General features: G+C 61.2%; 11 protein-coding genes and 1 tRNA gene. 9 read left to right on the top strand and 3 right to left on the bottom strand.

The window, feature by feature from the left end; genetic code table 11:
* Window positions 1–42 precede the first annotated feature (42 nt).
* Entirely contained in the window at window positions 43–1,017 is a 975-nt protein-coding gene (locus AB4Z37_RS06270) for an RluA family pseudouridine synthase (RefSeq protein WP_441516139.1), read from the bottom strand.
* Window positions 1,018–1,111: 94 nt separating this feature from the next.
* On the opposite strand from AB4Z37_RS06270, the gene AB4Z37_RS06265 reads away from it, so the two are divergent.
* From AB4Z37_RS06265 to AB4Z37_RS06255, 3 genes are all read left to right on the top strand, one after another.
* Window positions 1,112–1,447 carry a hypothetical protein gene (locus tag AB4Z37_RS06265; RefSeq protein WP_441515839.1) on the top strand — a complete coding sequence of 112 codons (336 nt, stop codon included), beginning with the start codon at window positions 1,112–1,114 and terminating at the stop codon, window positions 1,445–1,447.
* A gap of 166 nt (window positions 1,448–1,613) precedes the next feature.
* Window positions 1,614–1,688, top strand: a tRNA-Glu gene (locus AB4Z37_RS06260).
* An 844-nt stretch (window positions 1,689–2,532) separates the two neighbouring features.
* On the top strand, window positions 2,533–2,733 hold the full coding sequence (locus AB4Z37_RS06255) for a hypothetical protein (RefSeq protein WP_441515838.1): 201 nt from the start codon (window positions 2,533–2,535) through the stop codon (window positions 2,731–2,733).
* 7 nt (window positions 2,734–2,740) lie between these two features.
* Here AB4Z37_RS06255 and AB4Z37_RS06250 read toward each other — a convergent pair whose 3' ends face one another.
* A complete protein-coding gene (locus AB4Z37_RS06250; protein ID WP_441515837.1) occupies window positions 2,741–7,504 on the bottom strand; it encodes a DEAD/DEAH box helicase in 4,764 nt (1,587 codons plus the stop codon).
* Window positions 7,505–7,815: 311 nt separating this feature from the next.
* Window positions 7,816–8,976: a cysteine desulfurase family protein gene (locus tag AB4Z37_RS06245; protein ID WP_441515836.1), complete on the bottom strand. Its 1,161-nt coding sequence runs from the start codon at window positions 8,974–8,976 to the stop codon at window positions 7,816–7,818.
* Between the two features lie 92 nt (window positions 8,977–9,068).
* On the opposite strand from AB4Z37_RS06245, the gene AB4Z37_RS06240 reads away from it, so the two are divergent.
* The 6 genes from AB4Z37_RS06240 to AB4Z37_RS06215 are packed head-to-tail and all read left to right on the top strand — an operon-like array spanning window position 9,069 to window position 18,583.
* Window positions 9,069–10,022 (top strand): DUF4007 family protein, encoded by a 954-nt coding sequence (locus tag AB4Z37_RS06240; protein ID WP_441515835.1) that lies wholly within the window; start codon window positions 9,069–9,071, stop codon window positions 10,020–10,022.
* A complete protein-coding gene (locus AB4Z37_RS06235; RefSeq protein ID WP_441515834.1) occupies window positions 10,022–13,405 on the top strand; it encodes an ATP-binding protein in 3,384 nt (1,127 codons plus the stop codon). Before AB4Z37_RS06240 ends, AB4Z37_RS06235 begins: the two co-directional genes overlap by 1 nt.
* On the top strand, window positions 13,402–14,229 hold the full coding sequence (locus AB4Z37_RS06230; protein ID WP_441515833.1) for a phosphoadenosine phosphosulfate reductase domain-containing protein: 828 nt from the start codon (window positions 13,402–13,404) through the stop codon (window positions 14,227–14,229). The genes AB4Z37_RS06235 and AB4Z37_RS06230 overlap by 4 nt, the downstream gene beginning before the upstream one ends.
* A 9-nt stretch (window positions 14,230–14,238) precedes the next feature.
* The gene (locus AB4Z37_RS06225; RefSeq protein WP_441515832.1) at window positions 14,239–15,867 is read left to right on the top strand and encodes a DEAD/DEAH box helicase; all 1,629 of its coding nucleotides are present in this window, start codon (window positions 14,239–14,241) and stop codon (window positions 15,865–15,867) included.
* Window positions 15,839–17,662, top strand: a complete 1,824-nt coding sequence (locus tag AB4Z37_RS06220; RefSeq protein WP_441515831.1) for an ATP-binding protein — start codon at window positions 15,839–15,841, stop codon at window positions 17,660–17,662. Before AB4Z37_RS06225 ends, AB4Z37_RS06220 begins: the two co-directional genes overlap by 29 nt.
* A 3-nt stretch (window positions 17,663–17,665) precedes the next feature.
* Window positions 17,666–18,583, top strand: coding sequence for a phospholipase D family protein (locus tag AB4Z37_RS06215; RefSeq protein ID WP_441515830.1), 918 nt, complete (start codon window positions 17,666–17,668; stop codon window positions 18,581–18,583).
* Window positions 18,584–18,585 lie beyond the last annotated feature (2 nt).

Below are 18,585 nucleotides of genomic sequence, written 5' to 3'. Positions count from 1 at the left end.
ATTAAAGTATTGTAATTCTGAATCTTTTCAAGATGGCCTGCGTCATGTCGCCGCGCGCAGCTGTGTTTGCAGGAGAAGCATATCCTCCGGCAGGCCTGCCTCCCAGTGAAGAACATCTCCAGTTCCCGGGTGCTCCAGGGCCAGGAGGTATGCATGCAACGCTTGGCGGTTGAGGGCTTCCAATACCACCTGGGATTGAGGTCCTAGCTGCCGGGCCTTGGTCTTGAAGCCGGAGCCATAGACGTCGTCGCCGAGCAGCGGGTGGCCGATATGGGCGAGGTGGACGCGGATCTGGTGGGTGCGGCCGGTCTCGAGCTGGCAGGCGATGAGCGAGGCGACGCCCTTGCCATCGCGGCCGGTGTAGCTCTCGATCAGCTCCCAGTGGGTGATGGCGTCGCGGCCGCCCTGGCGCACCGCCATCTTTTCGCGGGCGTGAGGATGGCGGTCGATCGGCGCGTCGACCGTGCCGCGCGGCCGGTCCGGCACGCCCCACACGAACGCCATGTAGCCGCGGCGCAGCGCGCCGGTGCGGCCGTGGTCGGCGAACTGCGCGGTGAGGGAGGCATGGGCGCGGTCGTTCTTGGCGGCGACCATCAGCCCGGTGGTGTCCTTGTCGAGCCGGTGCACGATGCCGGGCCGCCGCACCCCGCCGATGCCGGAAAGGCTGGCGCCGCAATGGGCGATCAGCGCATTGACCAGCGTGCCGGTCTCGTGCCCGGCGGCGGGATGCACCACGAGGCCCCTGGGTTTGTCGAGCACGATGATGTCGTCGTCCTCGAAGATGATGTCGAGCGGGATGTCCTCGCCTTCCGGCTCCGCCGGCACCGGCGGCGGCACATCGATGGTGACGACGTCGCCGGCGGCGACATGGGCGGACGGGTCGGTGAGGGCGCGGCCGTCGCGCGCCACATGGCCGGCAAGGATCAGCGCCTTCAGTCGCGAGCGGGAGAGGCCGAGGCTGCGCACGGCGAGCACGCGGTCGAGCCGTGGCGAGCCTTCGTCGCCGGAGACGACCACCTGTCGCACCCCGTCTGCGGAAAGAGCGTCTTCGGCGGGTTCATCGCCCCGAAGTTCATTGTCACCCATCACCAAACCTGCTTGAAGGGGCCGCATGACCGACGCCGTGACGCCCGACCCCAATCCTGAACAGACCGCGCTGCTGGCCGCCCGGGTCCGCCGCATGATGATCATCGCCGGCCTGACCACCGGCATCGGCATCGCCGCGGTGTTCATCGCCATCGGCTACCGCCTTTTCCGCAGCGAGGGAAGCCTTCCGGCCGCCGACCTCACCGCCACCCTGCCGCGGGGGGCGAAAATCGTCGCCACCGGGATCGCCGCCGACCGCCTGATCGTCACCCTGGATGTGGGCGGCGTCACCGAAATCCGCACCTTCGACGCCCGCACGCTGAAGCCTGCCGGCCGGCTGAAGTTTGCGAACGAGCCGTAAGGACCGGGGCCACGGGTCCGGAATCGCGAGATTCGGGGCTGCCGGCCCGGTTCCCACCCGGTGGGCCAGGCGGCCGGGCCGAGACCGGCCTTCGTTGACCATTCCCGGGATTGTTGCATTTGCACGCTTGCGGCGAACGCCGTTCGAGGTTATTCCCTCCGCCAACGCTCCCTTCGTCTAGCGGTTAGGACGCGGCCCTCTCAAGGCTGAAACAGGGGTTCGATTCCCCTAGGGAGCGCCAGCAAACTCAGGCACTTAGCTAGCCGCCAGCCGCATTCGTTGAATATTGGTTGAATAAGACGCTGGTGAACAGCAGCGAACGCTGGGGGAATTTTGCTGCCGACATTAGCGGACTAGCCTCGTCGGCAGATTAGCCTCGCCTCTCACTGTGGCTGAAGCATTCGCGAGAAATTTCCTCGTCGCGCTTGGGTATCCAGAAATGTTCAAACCATCGCTGACGTGCGCTGTCGTACGCCAGCGCCCTCGGACGTGCGCATTGATGTTGCTCGTCGTACAGCCAACTCTCCTGTCAAGCGTGTGCGAATAGGAGGGCTATGTGAGATACAATCGACGGGAGAAAACCAGCGGACAACAGTCACAAGACAGTCTATCCGCTCCGAAAGCCGCAGAACTGAGCACGATGCCATTCGCCCAACGGCTTTCCTGCACGATTGACGATGCATGCGAAGCGACCGGCTTGGGACGCACGAAGCTTTACGAGTTGATAGGAGCTGGGCGTGTCGTCACGACAACGATCGGACGTCGGCGCCTAGTAGTGGTGCGCTCACTTCTGGCGCTCCTTGACTCCAACATGTCGAACTAATGAACGTGCGACTTAAGGAAGCGACCCCACCTTGAACGCGCTTTTCCTCAGTCAACATTTTGATGACGATGGTGCTCCCTCAGCTGGTCGAACTCGTCCGCCCACCACCGCACCATCGCGATCCTATCAGAATTCGGCGGCATGGGTATATCGGCCGCGGTGTTGAGGCACACACATCGGACCAGCATAGAGCCAACCGATGGAGAGTTGCGCATCAATGCTGCTGTGCTAGTACGCCCACTCTCGAATCGAGGAGCTAAAAGTGGCGAAGAAGGCAAAGAAGAGGGCTACGAAGAAGAAACCCGTGCGTCGCGAATACACAAAGGCCGACGTGAAGGAGCTGCGCGCTCATTCGAAAGCGAAGACGCCGGTCGCAAATATTGCGAAGCTCACAAAGCGCTCTGAAGGCTCACTCCGCCAAATGGCGCCCAAGCTTGGAATCCGGCTCGGTCACCAGCGCTAGAAGGCGCCTACGAATAGTGACGCATGAAGTAATGATAGGCGAGGCGGTCCCCATACTGCACCAGGTTGTCCACCACGGTAATTATCTTGCAGGTTTCGGTGCCGCCGTTCTTGGGCCCTCGCAGTCCGCGGCCGACCATTTGCATATAGCGCACAGGGCTGAATACCGGACGCGAAATGAGGATCGTCGCTGTCTTTGGCGCGTCGAAGCCGGTCGCGAGTACCTGATAGTTGGTGAGCACCTTGATGCGGCCGTCGAGAAATTGACGGATGAAATACTGCCGCACTCCCGAGTCGGTATCCGCATAGATGGATGCCGCCGGCACGCCTGAGAGGCATAGTCGGGCGCTCAGGTGCTGGGCGTGTTCGACCGAATTGGCGAAAAGCAGGACGGGCCCGTCTTGAATGACATTTTTAACGCAATCGACGATTAGGTTGTTGCGATCGCGGTCGTCGGCCAGTCGTCGCAGCGCGCTGTCCGAAAACTCGTTAAAGCGGCGGAAATGATCTAGTTCGTCTGGCGTAAACTTGAAGGGAGCCTCGTAGGGAAGCGGCTCGGCTTCGACATTCGAGAGAATGCCGTCCCGGCGCAGCTGGTCATATAGCTCAGGCTGCTTCGCCGCAGGAGGCAGCACGGTTCGACCGAACCGGTTCGCGAGCCACTTCGTTTCCTCCTCTTTCGTGCCGCGAAACGGTGTAGCCGTCAAACCTATGACAGGAGGTAAGTTCTCGTCAGCATCAGCAGCCTCCTCTGGAAGGAACCAGTCCAGTAGCTGCGTATAACTCGGGGTGATCGCGTGGTGCGACTCATCAATGACGACTAAAGCACAGCTCTTAAGAAACGCGAGACGGTCTTTCCCAAGCCGCGAAGTCAATGTTTGAATCGTCGCTACAACAGCCGTCGGTGCATCATCCGCCGATGGCGTCGGGTCGGGATTTCCTCCCCACAAGCGCACAATCCTGAGGTCGGTCCAGTCCTTGCCACGGTTGCTCCAGACTTGACGGAAGCTTTGGACCGCTTGCTCGCACAACTCGTCAGTTTGAGCGACCCACAGCACATATTTGTCACCGGCCTTCATCGCGAGCACGTGCTTAACCGCCGCCTCGACTGCGACCCGCGTTTTCCCCGCGCCCGTCGGTAGGCTTACCTTGGTACGTGCTTTGGCTCCGCGTGAAGCGACAATGGGAGCAAGTGCAGTCACGATATCTTCCTGGTACGCATGCAGGTCGCCAAGCGGCATAGGCCCAGATGCTGATAGCTCCGAGGGACGCTTCTGGGACGGGCTGACTGAAAATTCCGGAGGAAAACCAAGCGACGCTACGAAATCCCGGGCGTCCTGCGTGCCCCACCTAGCGGGTGGCTCGAGCCCATTATCTTTGAGTGCCTCCGATAGATGGGAAAGCGTAGCTGGTCCATGCACGTGGAGCGCTAGCTGAGCAAGCTTTCGACCGTCACTCGCGACAACTTTGGAAATCGCCGTGCGCGTTCCTTGGTCAAAGCTGTCCAACAATTGTCTTGAGTTCTTGCGAACCGCGCGAAGGAGCCGGTCAGGAAGATCGTGACCCTCAGCCACCGATGCGCGGAGACGAAATACACTGTGACCGAGGAGCTGGTCGAGCGCAGCGGTCGCATCACCCGAGAACCATTTCGCGGTAACGGCTTCATCGATGAGGGACCGTATTTGCGCTTTCCACGGTAGGTCGTCGAATTGGTATCGATCCAACAAGAGCTCTCCCGCATCAAGGATGCAGGGCTTTTTGATGCGCGTTCCTGCGACCCTGAGCGCAAGTCCCGTTACGAACCTTACTAAGGTCGAGCCTTTCGCTTCGTCGGCAAGAATCTGGGCGAACTCCGGAACCACCTCGATAAGTGACACGGGTATTTCGTCTTTCGACGCAGTTTCAATTCGTATTTGCGACTCCAAGGCCTGAGCGCCGTTCTTGAGCCACATGGCGGCCGCACTCGGTGAGAGCACAATGGCGGGTACGGCGGCTTCGCGAGCGGCCTCAGCCAGTGCATAGGATTGCGTCACATAACAGTCTTTGAGAGCAGCGTTGGCGATCGCAGTGCCGACGGTCGACGGATACCAGCCCGCTTCCGCCATCCATTCGTAAATGACGCGACATTCTTCCACTGACACGTCGTCCTGCTCGCAATGACTGGATAGGGCGATCCAAAAGGAGCGCTCTTCTTCATCAGCTCTCTTTTTGCGCTTTGTCGGAAGCGTGGAATAATCGTCGTCGGGAATGCAGGCGACGAGGCCCTCGATGCCGCGTTGCCATCTCTTGAAAGGATGGCTGTCGAGCGTTCGTAGTCCTTCGAGCCGCGTAGCGAGTATCTCGACGCTCACCGATTGGCCGTGCGCTTCGACTATTCCGCGCTTCAGAAGCGACCACGCCGCGGGACTCATCATGTCGATTTTCGGATAGGTCTCGGGCCGGGACCTATGGCCGAATGTGACGGGACGAACTGCGTCGAACGCGACAGTTTCGAGAAAGTATTGCGAAATACGAGCCCGTATGTGCCCAGTTGTCCGTTCCACGAGCTCCCAGCCATGCGGTGCTGAAAAATCGTCGATGATGCGGATCAGGTGTGTGTGCGGATTCGGGCTGTCGTCCCTCAGATGAGGCCAATACAACTTTCGCATTGCGTCGATGTATTCACTCGGCGCGCTGGAATGCTCGAATTCATGCAGACTGTCGCAGGGGACATCACCGACACCTATGAGCTTGAGGATCGATGTGTCCGCCTTGTGAAGCTCGGAATTGACGAGGAGACTGGCGCTTAAGCCTACCTCATCTTCGGATAGAATGCGCCCTAGCAGCAAAACTTCGTGCCGACATCGCCAGCCCTTGTCCAGGCACTGTATCTTTATCTGGTCAAAGAGATCGGAAAGTTTTTCGAGTACCACCGGCGGTGCAGCTCTCAGAAGTCTCCACCCGGCTTTCCAAGCAAGTGTCTCTCGCATTCCTTGTTGGCCGCGCGCGTTCCCAACAAGTCGTCGTATACGGCGCTCCCATTCGTCGTAGTCGAGGCTTTTAATCGAGAGCACCTCCACTAGAACTTTGCGCGACGTGACGTCGGCAAGCAGCTTTGGCTCGACCTGGTAGATCTCACTGATCTTTGTGGTTGCTCCGTCAACGACCGCGTCTTGCGCAGCCACAAGCTCGCCCGTGTCGGCGAGAACGATTTTGGCTTGGCGAACGGGCTCCCTAAAGGACCACCACTCCACCGACTTGCTTAGCGCTGATACTAGTGCCAAGCATGCCTTACCGCTCGGAACAGTGGAATCGCATGCTGCTTCGAGCCACCAGCATAAGTCGTGCTCTGTCAGCTCGCGCTTGGAGCGGGAGCGCAGTTCCCGCAAGCGGGACATGCGAGGGCGCTTCAAGCAAGAAGGATGAACAACTTCGTTGAGCGCGTGCTCGGCTTTAACAACCGAGAGCCAACGCTCTGCGAGCGCTTGATCTTCCGTCGGATGCAATGAAAGTTCTTCTACGCAATGCAGGCTGCCCGTCCCGTCAGGAACAACGGCGGTCTTGGCGAGTAGGGTCCACATCTCCTCGACGAGCGGCGCCGCGGGCTCGTCCTTTGGTTCGAGGGTTCGGGGCAGGGCATCTAATGTACGTCCAGGGTCATCCGGTAGGCAGAGCTCAGGAATCGTATCGACGATGAGTGCGGCGGCCGCTTTCATCAGGGCTGTGTTGAACTCTCCCGGAACGAGGGCCGAGCGGCCGAAGTCGATTTTCCACGGTGCGTTGATAATGCCGGACACCCGGCTGCGCGTCTCCGTCGGGAAGAAGGCCCAGAACTTGCCGGCACTGTCCTCGGAGGAGTCGAGCGGCGTGGCCCAAATGACTGGTATTTCCTGTATCTCCTTCCTGCCATGGAGCGCGCCCGCGTCCTTGCGCATGGCGTCGGTTATAGGGACGTCGCGTTCAGCTACGAGCCATCGCTCCTCGTTGTCGCCCTCGCAAAGGATGACGGTGTCGCCGTCGTGCACTCGGTGAATTGTTCGCGATGTCCCGTTACCGAGCTCTAGCTCCAGCGACACCTCGACCGGCAAGAACAGTACGAACTCGCGCGGAAAGTTCTTGAGCTCCTGAAGGATTTGTTCGCCCAGGCCTTCCGCCTTGATCTCGGCGCGGAGAACGGTTGTTGCCCAAGAGCCGAGCTCCGCTAGGTGCTCGTCCTGCTCTGCTTCATCGGCGAAGGAGACAACCTCGGCCATCCGCAGGCCGGGGGGCATCTCCCCGGGTGGTAGCTGTAGTGCCTCGGCTATCGTCCGCTGGCAGGCTTCCGGATCGAACCGCATGGAGATTGATTGGCTGAACAGGTCGATCGTGCCGCCGAGCGCGAGCAGCGACTTGAATCCCAGCCCGAAGCGGCCGATCTGATTTCTGCCCTTTCGAGAGGAATTGGCGCCCAGAAGCGCAACGATGCCGTCCTTGTTGAGAGGTGCACCGGTGTTACCGACGTATAGATGCGTCTCGGTCGCTCTGACTAGGATCCTGCCGCCACCCTCTGCCGCCTCCGCCGCTTCAAGGATGGCGTCGGCGCCGTTCTGAACGACCTCAAAGACCTGGCGATAGCGATAGCCGCTGGAGAGCACGGATTGCTCGGTGCCAAAGTGCTCCCGGATGAGGTCGGGCTTTATCCTGTAGACTTGGAGGATCTTGTCGCGATCCGCCAACACGTAAGCGAGGAGCAACGGATCTGGAGAAGACCACCCCGTGCCTGCGCGCGCCCGTGCTTTGTCCCGCTCCAGCATGGCACGGATCGTATAGGCGCGACGGGCCGGACCAAAGTAGTGAGGCGCCAGCGACAAGTGCCTCGAGGTTGGGCAGGGCGCCACAACCCGCCGCGCAGGGCCTAATCCGAGATTTCTGCAGGAGTGGCCATCCCTGCCGAACAGCTTCTGCCAGCACCGGGATGCTCATCTCGAACTCAAGCGCGTCGACTCAAAGCGCCGGCGGGAAAATAGACCAATTTTCATTCGAGTATTTCCGAACGTTATCAAAGACTTAGATGACTGTGCGGGATCGGGCCGATCCGCGATTCCCGACGAGACCAAGTTGTTCGCTACGCAGCCTCATCGCTGAAGATCGCGTCGGAAAGTGCCTCCATCGCCGCTGCAACATCTGCCTCGGTGGTGAATCGACCGAAGCTAAATCTCACCGAAGAATTCGCTTCCTCACCCGTCAGACCGATTGCTCGCAACACGTGCGAAGGTTCGACGATTCCAGATGAGCAGGCCGAACCTGAGGAGACTGCGAACCTCGGTTGAAGCGCTGCGATCAGATCCCGACCATCCCGTCCGCGAAATCTCACGTTCGAATTGCCCGGATGGCGAGAGGCCCCGCCACCGTTGATCACGACGGGATGTCCAAGCCTTCGGAGGCCGTCTTCAAAATGGTCACGGAGAGATGCGATCATCGCCCGTTCTCCGATAGCCTCCTCCGTCCCAAGAAGTTCGGCCGCGGTCCCGAAGCCTACGCAAAGGGGCGTCGGTAACGTGCCTGCCCGCAACCCACGCTGCTGTCCGCCACCGTAGACTTGAGGCTCGATCATATTCTGGACATCGCGGCGAACGTAGAGTGCTCCGATTCCCTTGGGACCGTAGATCTTATGCGCAGACAGAACGAGCAGCGGAATCTTGCACCGGTCCACATCAAGGTCGACGCCCAATGGAGCCTGCACGGCGTCGCACACGAGATGAACGTCGGCCGTAGCACAGATCGCCGCAACGGCCGGAATGTCCTGAACGGTACCGATCTCGTTGTTGACGGCCATAGCCACCACACAGATAACATCCTCCGAGATCATCCCGGCGAGACGATCGAGGTCGATCCGTCCTTCCGCGTCGACCGGAATGACTTCGACGATCGTCCCGTACCTGCCCGCGGCAGCGCGGGCTGCGGCGAGCACGCTCTTGTGCTCGACAGCCGACACGAGCATTCGCCGCCGCCCGGCAGGTGCGCGGTGAGCCAAGCCGAGGATGGCAAGGTTGTTCGCTTCGGTTGCTCCCGCGGTGAAGATGATCTCGTCCGCGTCAGCGCCAATCAGTGCCGCAACCGAAGCCGCAGCCCGCTCCACCGCTTCATCAGCCTGCCAACCAAACGCATGTTCGACGGAATGCGGATTGCCGAAAGCCGTCGACCAAAAAGGTGCCATCGCTTCGACGACGCGCGGATCGACGGGGGTGGAAGCCATGTTGTCTAGATAAACGGGTCGTTCGGTCATGGGCTGGGGACTTCATCCAGTTTGCACATTGACCCTACCGGAAGCGACGCCTACTGTCCACCTGGAGACATCCGCCAGGGGAGCCCGGGTCCGTGAAAAGTCCGCTGTTCGAGGAAGACTACCGTTCGCAGTTTTCCGGTCACGAGACCTTCCCATTACGATACGGATGGCTGAAAAAAGCCATCGATGCCACGTTGGAGACGGCGGACGAGCCCAACAACAAGCGTACCGTGTTTCTTGCCGACGATGCAATCGCAAGGTTCGGCGTGGGCAAGAATATGGTCGCCTCCATACGGCATTGGGCGACCGTCACCGAGATCATCGAGGATGAGGGTGACTGCGTCAGGCCGACCGCCTTCGGGAAGTTGATTTTCGGTCCGTCGGGGCAAGATCCCTTCATGGAGCATCATGCCACCATGTGGCTGCTCCACTGGAAGCTTTGCGGTCGCGCGACCAAGACGACGTGGTTCTGGGCGTTCAACCATTTCGGCGCGCAGACCTTCAGGCGTGATGACCTGATCCAAGGGCTCCTCAAGCTCGCCGCGGCGCGCGGATGGCCCAAAGCGTCCGAGACGACGGTGCGCCGCGACGTTGAATGCTTCCTCCGGACGTACTCGTCGACGGCGGCTTCTCTCGTTGGGGCTCCAGAAGATGCGCTCGAGTCCCCTCTTGCCGAGTTGGGCCTCATCCGGACGATCGGGCGGCGCGACGACTATCAGTTCGCGCGTGGTCCGAAGCCTACGCTTCCCGCAAGCGTCTTCGCCTTGGCGTTAAACTCCTTCTGGGAGCGGGTTGGTTCGACCCGGACGCTGTCTTTCGAGATGATTGCGCACGAGCCGGGTTCGCCCGGCCGCGTCTTCCTGCTCGACGAGGCGGGCCTAGCCGATCGTCTCGTCAAACTAGAGGATCAATCTGACGGTCTCTTCCGGTGGTCCGAGACGGCCGGTCTTCGTCAGGTTGTTCGCGGAGGGGATTTCGATGGTCGCGCTCTCAACTCGCTGATCAAAGCGTCCTACAAGAAGAGCCGGCAGGGGGAGATGGGCTGATGACGCTTTCCGAAAGGGTTCACGTCGCGCCGCGCTTCCAGAGGGCTATTCGGATCGACACCGATCTCGAAGATCCGCGCGCGCTGGAGGGGTTTCTGTGCCCGCAGTCCGCGGTCCAGACACTCCTAACGATGGGGCGCCACGTTGCGGAAACTGGGCACTCGGCGTTTACTTGGACGGGTCCTTATGGAAGCGGGAAGTCCAGTCTTGTCGTCGCCCTCAATGCGATTTTGGGCGGGGATACGAAGCGCAGGGCCCGCGCGGCCGAGATCATCGGCAAGAAGCCTGCCGATCAATTGTGGAAGTCTTTGCCGCCGCTGTCGAAGGGTTGGCGGATGCTGCCTATCGTCGGCCGGCGCGGTTCGCCCGTCGCCGCAGTTGGCGAAGCTCTCGCGACGGCGAAGCTTTATCGGCGCCCGCGGGGCGAGTGGACCGAGGCAAAGGTGCTCGAGGCTCTGTCCGAAGTGGCCAAGGAGGAGCCGCGGACGCGGGGTGGGCTCATCCTCGTTCTCGACGAAATGGGGAAATTTCTAGAGGGTGTGGTCGGCGAGAATACCGACATTTTCTTCTTCCAGCAGGTGGCTGAGATCGCGAGCAGGAGCGGCGGCCGTCTTGTCGTGATCGGCATCCTCCACCAGGCGTTTGAGGAATATGCCCAGCGCCTGTCGCGCGAGCAGCGCGACGAGTGGTCGAAGGTGCAGGGTCGATACATCGATCTTCTCGTAGATACTGCCGGCGAAGAGCAGCTCGAACTGCTCGCCAGGGCGATCCAGATGGACGGCTCCGGTCCCGATAGGTCCAAATCGATCAGGGCGGTCGCGGAGTCCATCGCGAATTCGAGGCGTGGCGATGCCGGCAAGATCGGTAGCGCGCTGGCGAAGTGTCTGCCGTTGCATCCGATTGTGACTGCGCTGCTGGGCCCAATCTCGCGCCGCCGCTTCGGGCAGAACCAACGCAGCATGTTCGGCTTTCTAAACTCGGCCGAACCGTACGGTTTCCAGGAATTCCTGCGCTCGTCCGACGACGGCGACACCTACGATGTTCCTCGCCTCTGGAACTACCTTCGTTCCAATCTCGAGCCTTCCATCCTAGCGTCCCCCGACGGGCACCGGTGGTCCTCGGCGGTCGAAGTCGTCGAGCGCTGCGAAGCGGCGCAGGGTGAGCGCCTCCATGTCGATCTCGTAAAGGCGATCGCGGTCATCGAACTCTTCCGCGAGCGGTCCGGGATCGCCGCAACCAAGACGTTGCTATCGAACTGCATACCGGGTGCTTCCGAAACCGATATACGCGCCGCGCTCGATGATCTCGCGATCCGTTCATTGATCGTCTTCCGAAAGCATCTCAGTGCCTACGGGGTCTATGCGGGCAGCGATTTCGATATCGAGGCCGCGCTCGAAAAGGCGTTATCGGAACAGCTCCAGCCCGACTTCACATCGCTGCGCTCGCTCGCCTCATTCCAGCCGGTCGTCGCCAAACGTCATTATCACGAGACCGGATCCTTGCGTTGGTTCGACCTCGACGTCGTGCCGGCTTCCGAGCTCAAAAGCCGGGTCGAGCGCTACAAGGTTGGTAAGGGCGCGATGGGGCTGTTGCTGCTGCCGATACCGACCGCAAACGAGTCCGTGGAAATTGTTATCGCTGCGGCGCGGCAGGCGTTGTCGGCAGACAACGATGTCCTGATCGGGGTTTCGCCTAACGCGACGGCGGTATTGGACGCCGCAAAGGAAGCACTTGCACTCGAACGCATCAACGAGGAGCGGCCCGAGCTCCACGGCGACCCGGTGGCAAAACGCGAAGTGACCGCGCGGCTTTCGTCTGCGCAAAGCCAGCTCGAAAACGTTCTCCGTCTGGTGTTGGACTCCGCCGTGTGGGTGCGCAGAGGAGGCGCGAACAAGCGCCTCTCGGCGGCCGACCTCAGCTCGCTCGCCTCTGACCTAGCCGATGACCGGTACGGCTCCGCTCCGAAGCTTTTCAACGAACTCCTGATCAGGGTGTCGCCGTCTTCGAATGCCAACACCGCCAAGAACACGCTGTTGAAGGCGATGGTGGCGAGCGAGGGTATCGAGCGTCTCGGAATGACGGGCCTGCCCGCCGAGGCGGGACTGTTCATCTCTCTGCTGGAAAAGACCGAGCTATACAGGCGGGTGGGGAGAAAGTGGAAGTACGTCGTTCCTGGTACCGACGACATTGATCCAGCGGAACTGGCGCCGTTGTGGAGCGCGACCGACGATTTTCTGCGCAAGAACGCGCAGCGGGTTGTGACGCTCGGCGAGATCTTCGACGTCTGGCGCGATCCACCGTTTGGCATCAAGGACGGCGTCCACGCGGTGCTGGGCCTTGCATACGCGCTATCGCGGCGCGATCACTTGGCCTACTACAGGCAGCACGTGTTCCAGCCGCTTTGGACCGACTACGATGCCGACCTGCTCATCAACGATCCAAAGGACATCCAGGTCCGTTGGCTGGAAATTCCCGCCGCGGGCCGCAAGCTCCTCGACGGGGTGCGCGACGTGCTGATCGAACTCGAGGGGGCGGACGCGGTGGCTTCGACTTCTCCGCTCGATGTCGCCCGGGCTCTGGTCGCAAGCTTCGACGCCTTGGAGCCGTGGACCAGACGGACATCGCGGCTCGACGCTGAGGTGTTGCCGATCCGCGACATCCTCCGCCATGCCTCGGATCCGAATACGCTCCTGTTCGATGAGCTTCCGAAGCTGTTTTTGGGCGAGGACTCCACGAGTGACGGAAAACGCATCCGAGAGGTGATCGCGCGGATCGGCGCTGCGGTACGTGTGCTCAAAGGCCGCTATCAGGGCATGCTCGACGAGCTTCTGGTGCTCATGCTGCATGAACTCGACATGGATGGCGTCGCAGATGCCGCAGACGTCCTCCGGGACAGGGCTGAGAACGTCAAGAAAATATCAGGCGATTTCGATCTCGATGCATTCGTCCTGCGGTTGGCGCAGCCACTCGGCGACAAGGTCGATATCGAAAGCATCGCGAGCCTTGCCGCGCATAAACCGGCGAAGGATTGGACCGACGCAGATCTCGATCGCGCGCGCGTCGAGATCGTCGCCTTTGCGCAGCGGTTCATCCGGCTCGAGGCGCTTGCTATCGTGAACGGGCGGAAGCCCAAGCGCCATGCGATGGCCGTGGTCGTTGGTATGGGCGATAGAAAGGACACCCGCTCGCACGAATTCGCGGTATCTGACCATGACGCACAGGCGGTACGCGAGGTCATCGCCACCGTCGAGCAGGCCATGAAGTCGGCCTCGAAGCAGCGGAAGAACATCATCCTTGCGGCTCTCGCCGAGATCAGTGCGCGCTATATGGCCGAGCCTTCCGATCGACCGTCGGCCGAGCCGAAGGTGGGAGCGAAGGCATGACCGAGCGGCACGTGCTGGGATTGTCGGGAGGGCGGGATAGCGCAGCGCTCGCCGTCTACATGCGGCAATTCCATCCCGAAATCGATATGGAATACTTCTTCACGGATACCGGCAAGGAGTTGCCGGAGGTCTACGCGTTTCTCGACAAGCTCGAAGGAATTCTCGGCAAGCCGATTGTCCGCCTCAATCCAGACCGGGACTTCGACTTCTGGCTTAAGCGCTACAAGAGCTTCCTGCCTTCGGTGCGGACCCGCTGGTGCACCCGCATGCTGAAGATCAGGCCGTTCGAGGCCTGGGTCAGGCCTATGCTAGAGGCTGGAACGAAGGTGGTGAGTTATGTGGCCATCCGAGCGGACGAGGACTTCCGGGACGGATACACCTCGACCTTCGACAATCTTGTCGTGAAGCTGCCGTTCAAGGAAGCGGGCATCGCCAAAGCAGGCGTCACGGAGATCCTGGACGGCTCTGGGCTTGGATTACCCAAGTATTACGAATGGCGCTCCCGCAGTGGATGCACCTTCTGCTTCTTCCAGCAAAAGATTGAATGGGTCCGTCTGAACGAGCGGCATCCCGACCGGTTCGAAGAGGCACAGGCCTACGAGAAGACGGCACTGGAAAACGGCTCGCCCTTCACCTGGAGCCAGGGCGAATCGCTCGCCGAACTGATTCGGCCGGAGCGCGTCGCGGCAATCCGCGCCGACCACGAGAAGCGAATTGAAAAGATGCGCAGATCGGTGCCGCCAAATCCGCTTCGTCCTAATGCGTCGCCGGAAATCGAGGAGCTCTATGCGGACGCGGGCTCCTGCGTCGTCTGCCATAAGTGAACCGTAAGGATGGTCTCCGTCCCCGGCATTTCGATCCGAGAGCTGCTGGAGCGAGCGCCTGAAACTGCGCTGCGGGATTTTGTGGGCGAGGCGACCTTGGGCGTCGTCGCCATCATGAGTCCGGAATTGCTCACCAAGGACAATCTCGTCGCTCTCGCCCTGCACTTGGCCGAACCGTGGCAAATGCTGCGCGATCCGGTATCGCGCGATCGGCTGATCGCGATGCTGCCGCTCGCGAAGGCGACGGAGCTCGCCGAGAAGTTGGGACTGCGTGCGGCAGGAAACCGCGTCTTCGACCGGTTATCAGCCATCGTGCGCCAAAAGGGCGTGGGCGACCACCTGCTCGAATTCTTCGGCGTCGTCGTGCCGGAGCGCGCGCCCGGCGGCGAGGAATCGGCCGAACGGACGGTCGACCCGGCCTATCCTCTGTTCGCGCACCAATTGTCCGTGGCCGATCGGGCTCGTGATGCCCTCCTGGAGCATCCTCACAAGGCTCTCGTCCACATGCCGACGGGGGCGGGTAAGACCAGGACCGCGATGCACCTGGTGTGCGAGTGGCATAATCGCGCCGGCGATCGTCTCGTGGTTTGGCTTGCTCAAAGCTCGGAACTTCTCGAACAAGCAGCCTCCGAATTTGAAAGAGCGTGGTCCTCGCGCGGCCGGTCCGCGGCGACGGTCTACCGCTACTGGGGGGACTACGAACCCGACCTCTCGCACGCCCGATCCGGTTTCCTGGTTGCAGGCTTTGCCAAATTGTACGCTTTGTACCGTCGGGATCCGAACATGATCCTGCGCTTGGGCGACCGCGCGACGCTTACAGTGGTCGATGAGGCGCACCAGGCCATTGCTCCCACTTACCGGGCGCTCATCTCGTTCATCTCAGAGAAGAGGCCCGCCAATGCCCTCTTGGGGTTAACGGCCACTCCAGGCCGCACCTGGTCGGACATTGCTAAAGACGCGGAGCTGGCGTCATTCTTCGACAACAGGAAGATCACGATCGAGGTCGGGGGCTACGACAATGCCGTTGACTTCCTCATCGACCGGGGCTTTCTCGCCCGCCCGACTTTCCGCGTCCTGGAAATTGCGGCGGACGAGCACAAGGGAAAGCAGGCCTACGCGGAGGAATCGGACGAAATCGCCCGCCTGGGCGAGAACCATCGCCGCAACGTGCAGGTACTCAACACCATTGAGGATCTGGCGAAGCGGCACCGCCGCATAATCGTTTTCGCGGCCTCCGTCGCCCACGCCCATCTGCTGTCCTCGATCCTGACACTTCGAGGCACCGAATCCCACGTGGTTACGGCCTCGACAGACCGCGCCTCTCGGGAGCGTATACTACGGAGGTTCAAGGGCAATGGAGTTGAGCCGCAGGTCGTCTGCAACTACGGTGTGCTGACGACCGGATTTGACGCGCCTAACACGAGCGCGGCAGTGATCGCCAGACCGACCAAATCGCTTGTCCTGTACAGCCAGATGGTCGGAAGGGCCATCCGGGGTCCGGCCGCGGGCGGAAATGCGACGGCCGAGATCGTGACGGTGGTCGATACCGATCTACCGGGCTTTGGAAGCGTGGCTGACGCTTTCGTCAATTGGGAGGACGTGTGGGGCAATGGGGGTCGGGGCGAAGCAACTTCCTAAGGACAGCTACATCATTCCGGCGGAGCTCGCCATCAAGGCGATGCGCGACAGCGGATACCGTAACACGGCATATGCACTCGCCGAGCTGATCGACAACTCGGTGCAGGCCACGGCTTCCGTTGTCGAGCTGATCTGCAACGAGGAGATGATCCAAGTCGGAGAACGACGGCGCAGGCGCGTCAAGAGCATCGGCGTCCTCGACAACGGCACCGGCATGACGCCCGATCTCCTGCGCCACGCACTGCAATTCGGCTACGGGACCCATCTCGACGACCGGTCGGGAATAGGACGCTTCGGGATCGGGCTTCCCAACGCTTCGATCTCGCAAGGCAGGCGGGTCGATGTTTGGACCTGGCAGCGGGGACCGGCCAACGCCGTGCGGTGCTACCTCGACGTCGACGAGATCGAAGCGGGCAGCATGCAGATGATTCCGGAGCCCGTCCTGGATCCGGTGCCGGCCGAGTGGCGGTCGCTGTCGGTCGGGCTCGAGACGACCGGCACGCTCGTCGTCTGGAGCAAGTTCGACGAAGAAAGGTTGACCTGGAAGGGCGCGAAGCACACCCTGGAAAACACCGGGATGCTTGTGGGACGCATCTACCGCAAATTCATCGCGGACGGCTCGTTGCGGCTACGCCTGTGCGCGGCTGAAGGCGGCCGGGTCGTGAAGGAGCAGGATGCTCAAGTAAACGATCCATTGTACTTGAGTGCACCTTCGGCAACTCCCGCACCCTTCGACACCACTGCGATGTTCCAGAGGTTTGGCGAGCGGGACGAGGAATTCCACATCGAGTTTGGGAGCAAAACTCACATCGTTCACGTCAGGGCGTCCTGGGCCACACCCGCGACGCTGCCCGCCGACGGCACCGATCGAGGAGCTAAGGATTACGGCAAGCACGCAGCCAAGAACATTGGCGTCTCGATAGTGCGCGCCGGCCGTGAGCTGGACCTCGATCCATCCTGGACCAATAGCTACGACCCGCGGGAACGCTGGTGGGGGCTTGAAGTCGAGTTCCCGCCCGAGCTTGATGAGATATTCGGCGTCACCAACAACAAACAAGCCGCGACCACCTTCTCGCATATGGTCAATTTCGAATGGCAGACGGAGGCCGAGCCGAACGAATCCTATGTCGACTTCAAGCGGCGGCTCACTGAGGAGGGCGACCATCGTGTACCGTTGATCGAAATTGTACGCTACATCGAGAAGACCCTTTCGACCTTGCGCAACGCGATCGCCGATCAAGGCAAGGGACGCCGCGGGCCGGGAAAGCGACACGACGACACCAACGTCGAGGACAGGGCGTCCACCAAGTTCAAGGAACGCGCCGATGCCGGCCATACGGCTCCCAGTGATGCGGAAGTGTTCAACGACGCGGCGCAGGACCAACTCGTCGAAGACCTCGTTAAGGAGAAGAAGTACGAGGAAGACGTCGCAAAGGAAATCGCTGCGGCCGTCCTGCTGCGTCGCCGCAAGGTCATCTTCGTCGAAGCCGCCAGCGACATGGATGCCTTCTTCGCAGTCGAATCAAAGCCAGGTGGCGTCACGGAGATCGTCTTCAACAGGTCTCATCCGGCCTACAATCTTCTGATCAAGACGCTCGACGCTGACACGACACAGGCGACCGAAAAGGATCTCGTCAACCGGATCATCAACGCGTCGGATACCATCAAGATGCTGTTCGCCGCGTGGGCACGCCAGGAGCTCGAAGACGTGCCAAACCGCGAAAGGATCAGACGGATGCGCCAGGATTGGGGTCGGATGGCGCGCGACTTCCTCACCGACGAACGCGAGGATTGATCGTTGGCCCTCGGGGATATGCTGCTCGAAGCGGCCCGCACGGCGCGCTCAGAGTCTTGCCTGATCGCGCCGTTCGTCAAGGCCGAGGTGGTTGAACGCATCTTCGGCGAACTGTCCCCGGATGTCCGAGTCGACATGGTAACGCGATGGATCCCGGCGGAGGTCGCTGCCGGCGTGAGCGACCTCGAAGTATTCGATCTGGTCTCAGTGCGCCCCGGCACGCGGCTGTTCCTGAACAACATGCTGCACGCCAAGCTCTACCGGTTCGATCAGAGCTACCGGCTCGGTTCGGCCAACCTGACCGGAAGGGCGCTCGGATGGAGGGCGCCGTCGAACATCGAGATCCTGCGAACGGCGGACGGCCCCGATGCCGATCTGCGCGCTCTCGAGCAGAGGCTATTGGCGACGTCGATGCCGGCAGATGCGCGCTACAGGGACGAGATCCGACGTCAGGTCGATCTCTTGATGAAGTCGGGCTTCGACCCCCGACCGCTGGCAGCCGAGATCGGCGGTCTGTCGGCATCTTGGTTGCCAACCTGCCCGTCGCCGGAGAAGCTCTGGGACGTATATTCCGATCCGGTGAATGCGCGCCGCAGGATGGTGGAATCCGCGTTTGAGGCGGCACGTGCGGACATCTCATGCCTTGAGGTCGGCGAAGGGCTGAGCGAGATCCAGTTCTACCGCGTCATGTCCGGCGCTCTCAACCAAATGCCCCTGGTCAGGCTCATCGAGCGCGAGGCCGAGACCGGGCTGGATGCGGCAAAGGCCGTCGAGTTGATAGCTGCTGCCGGCGGCACCGCCCCGTATGCCACGGAGGAGATGTGGGAAATCCTGGCCGCCTGGCTTCAGTATTACTTTCCGGACCGATATAGAATGGAACCGACCGGCGAAGTGCTTCGCTATCGGCGCGTTTTGGGGTGAGC

The sequence above is a fragment of the Bradyrhizobium sp. 2TAF24 genome (assembly GCF_052115025.1).
In the GTDB taxonomy this organism is placed as follows: domain Bacteria; phylum Pseudomonadota; class Alphaproteobacteria; order Rhizobiales; family Xanthobacteraceae; genus Bradyrhizobium_A.
Note: the sequence above shows the minus strand (reverse complement) of the source record. Positions and strands in the feature narration are given on the sequence as shown.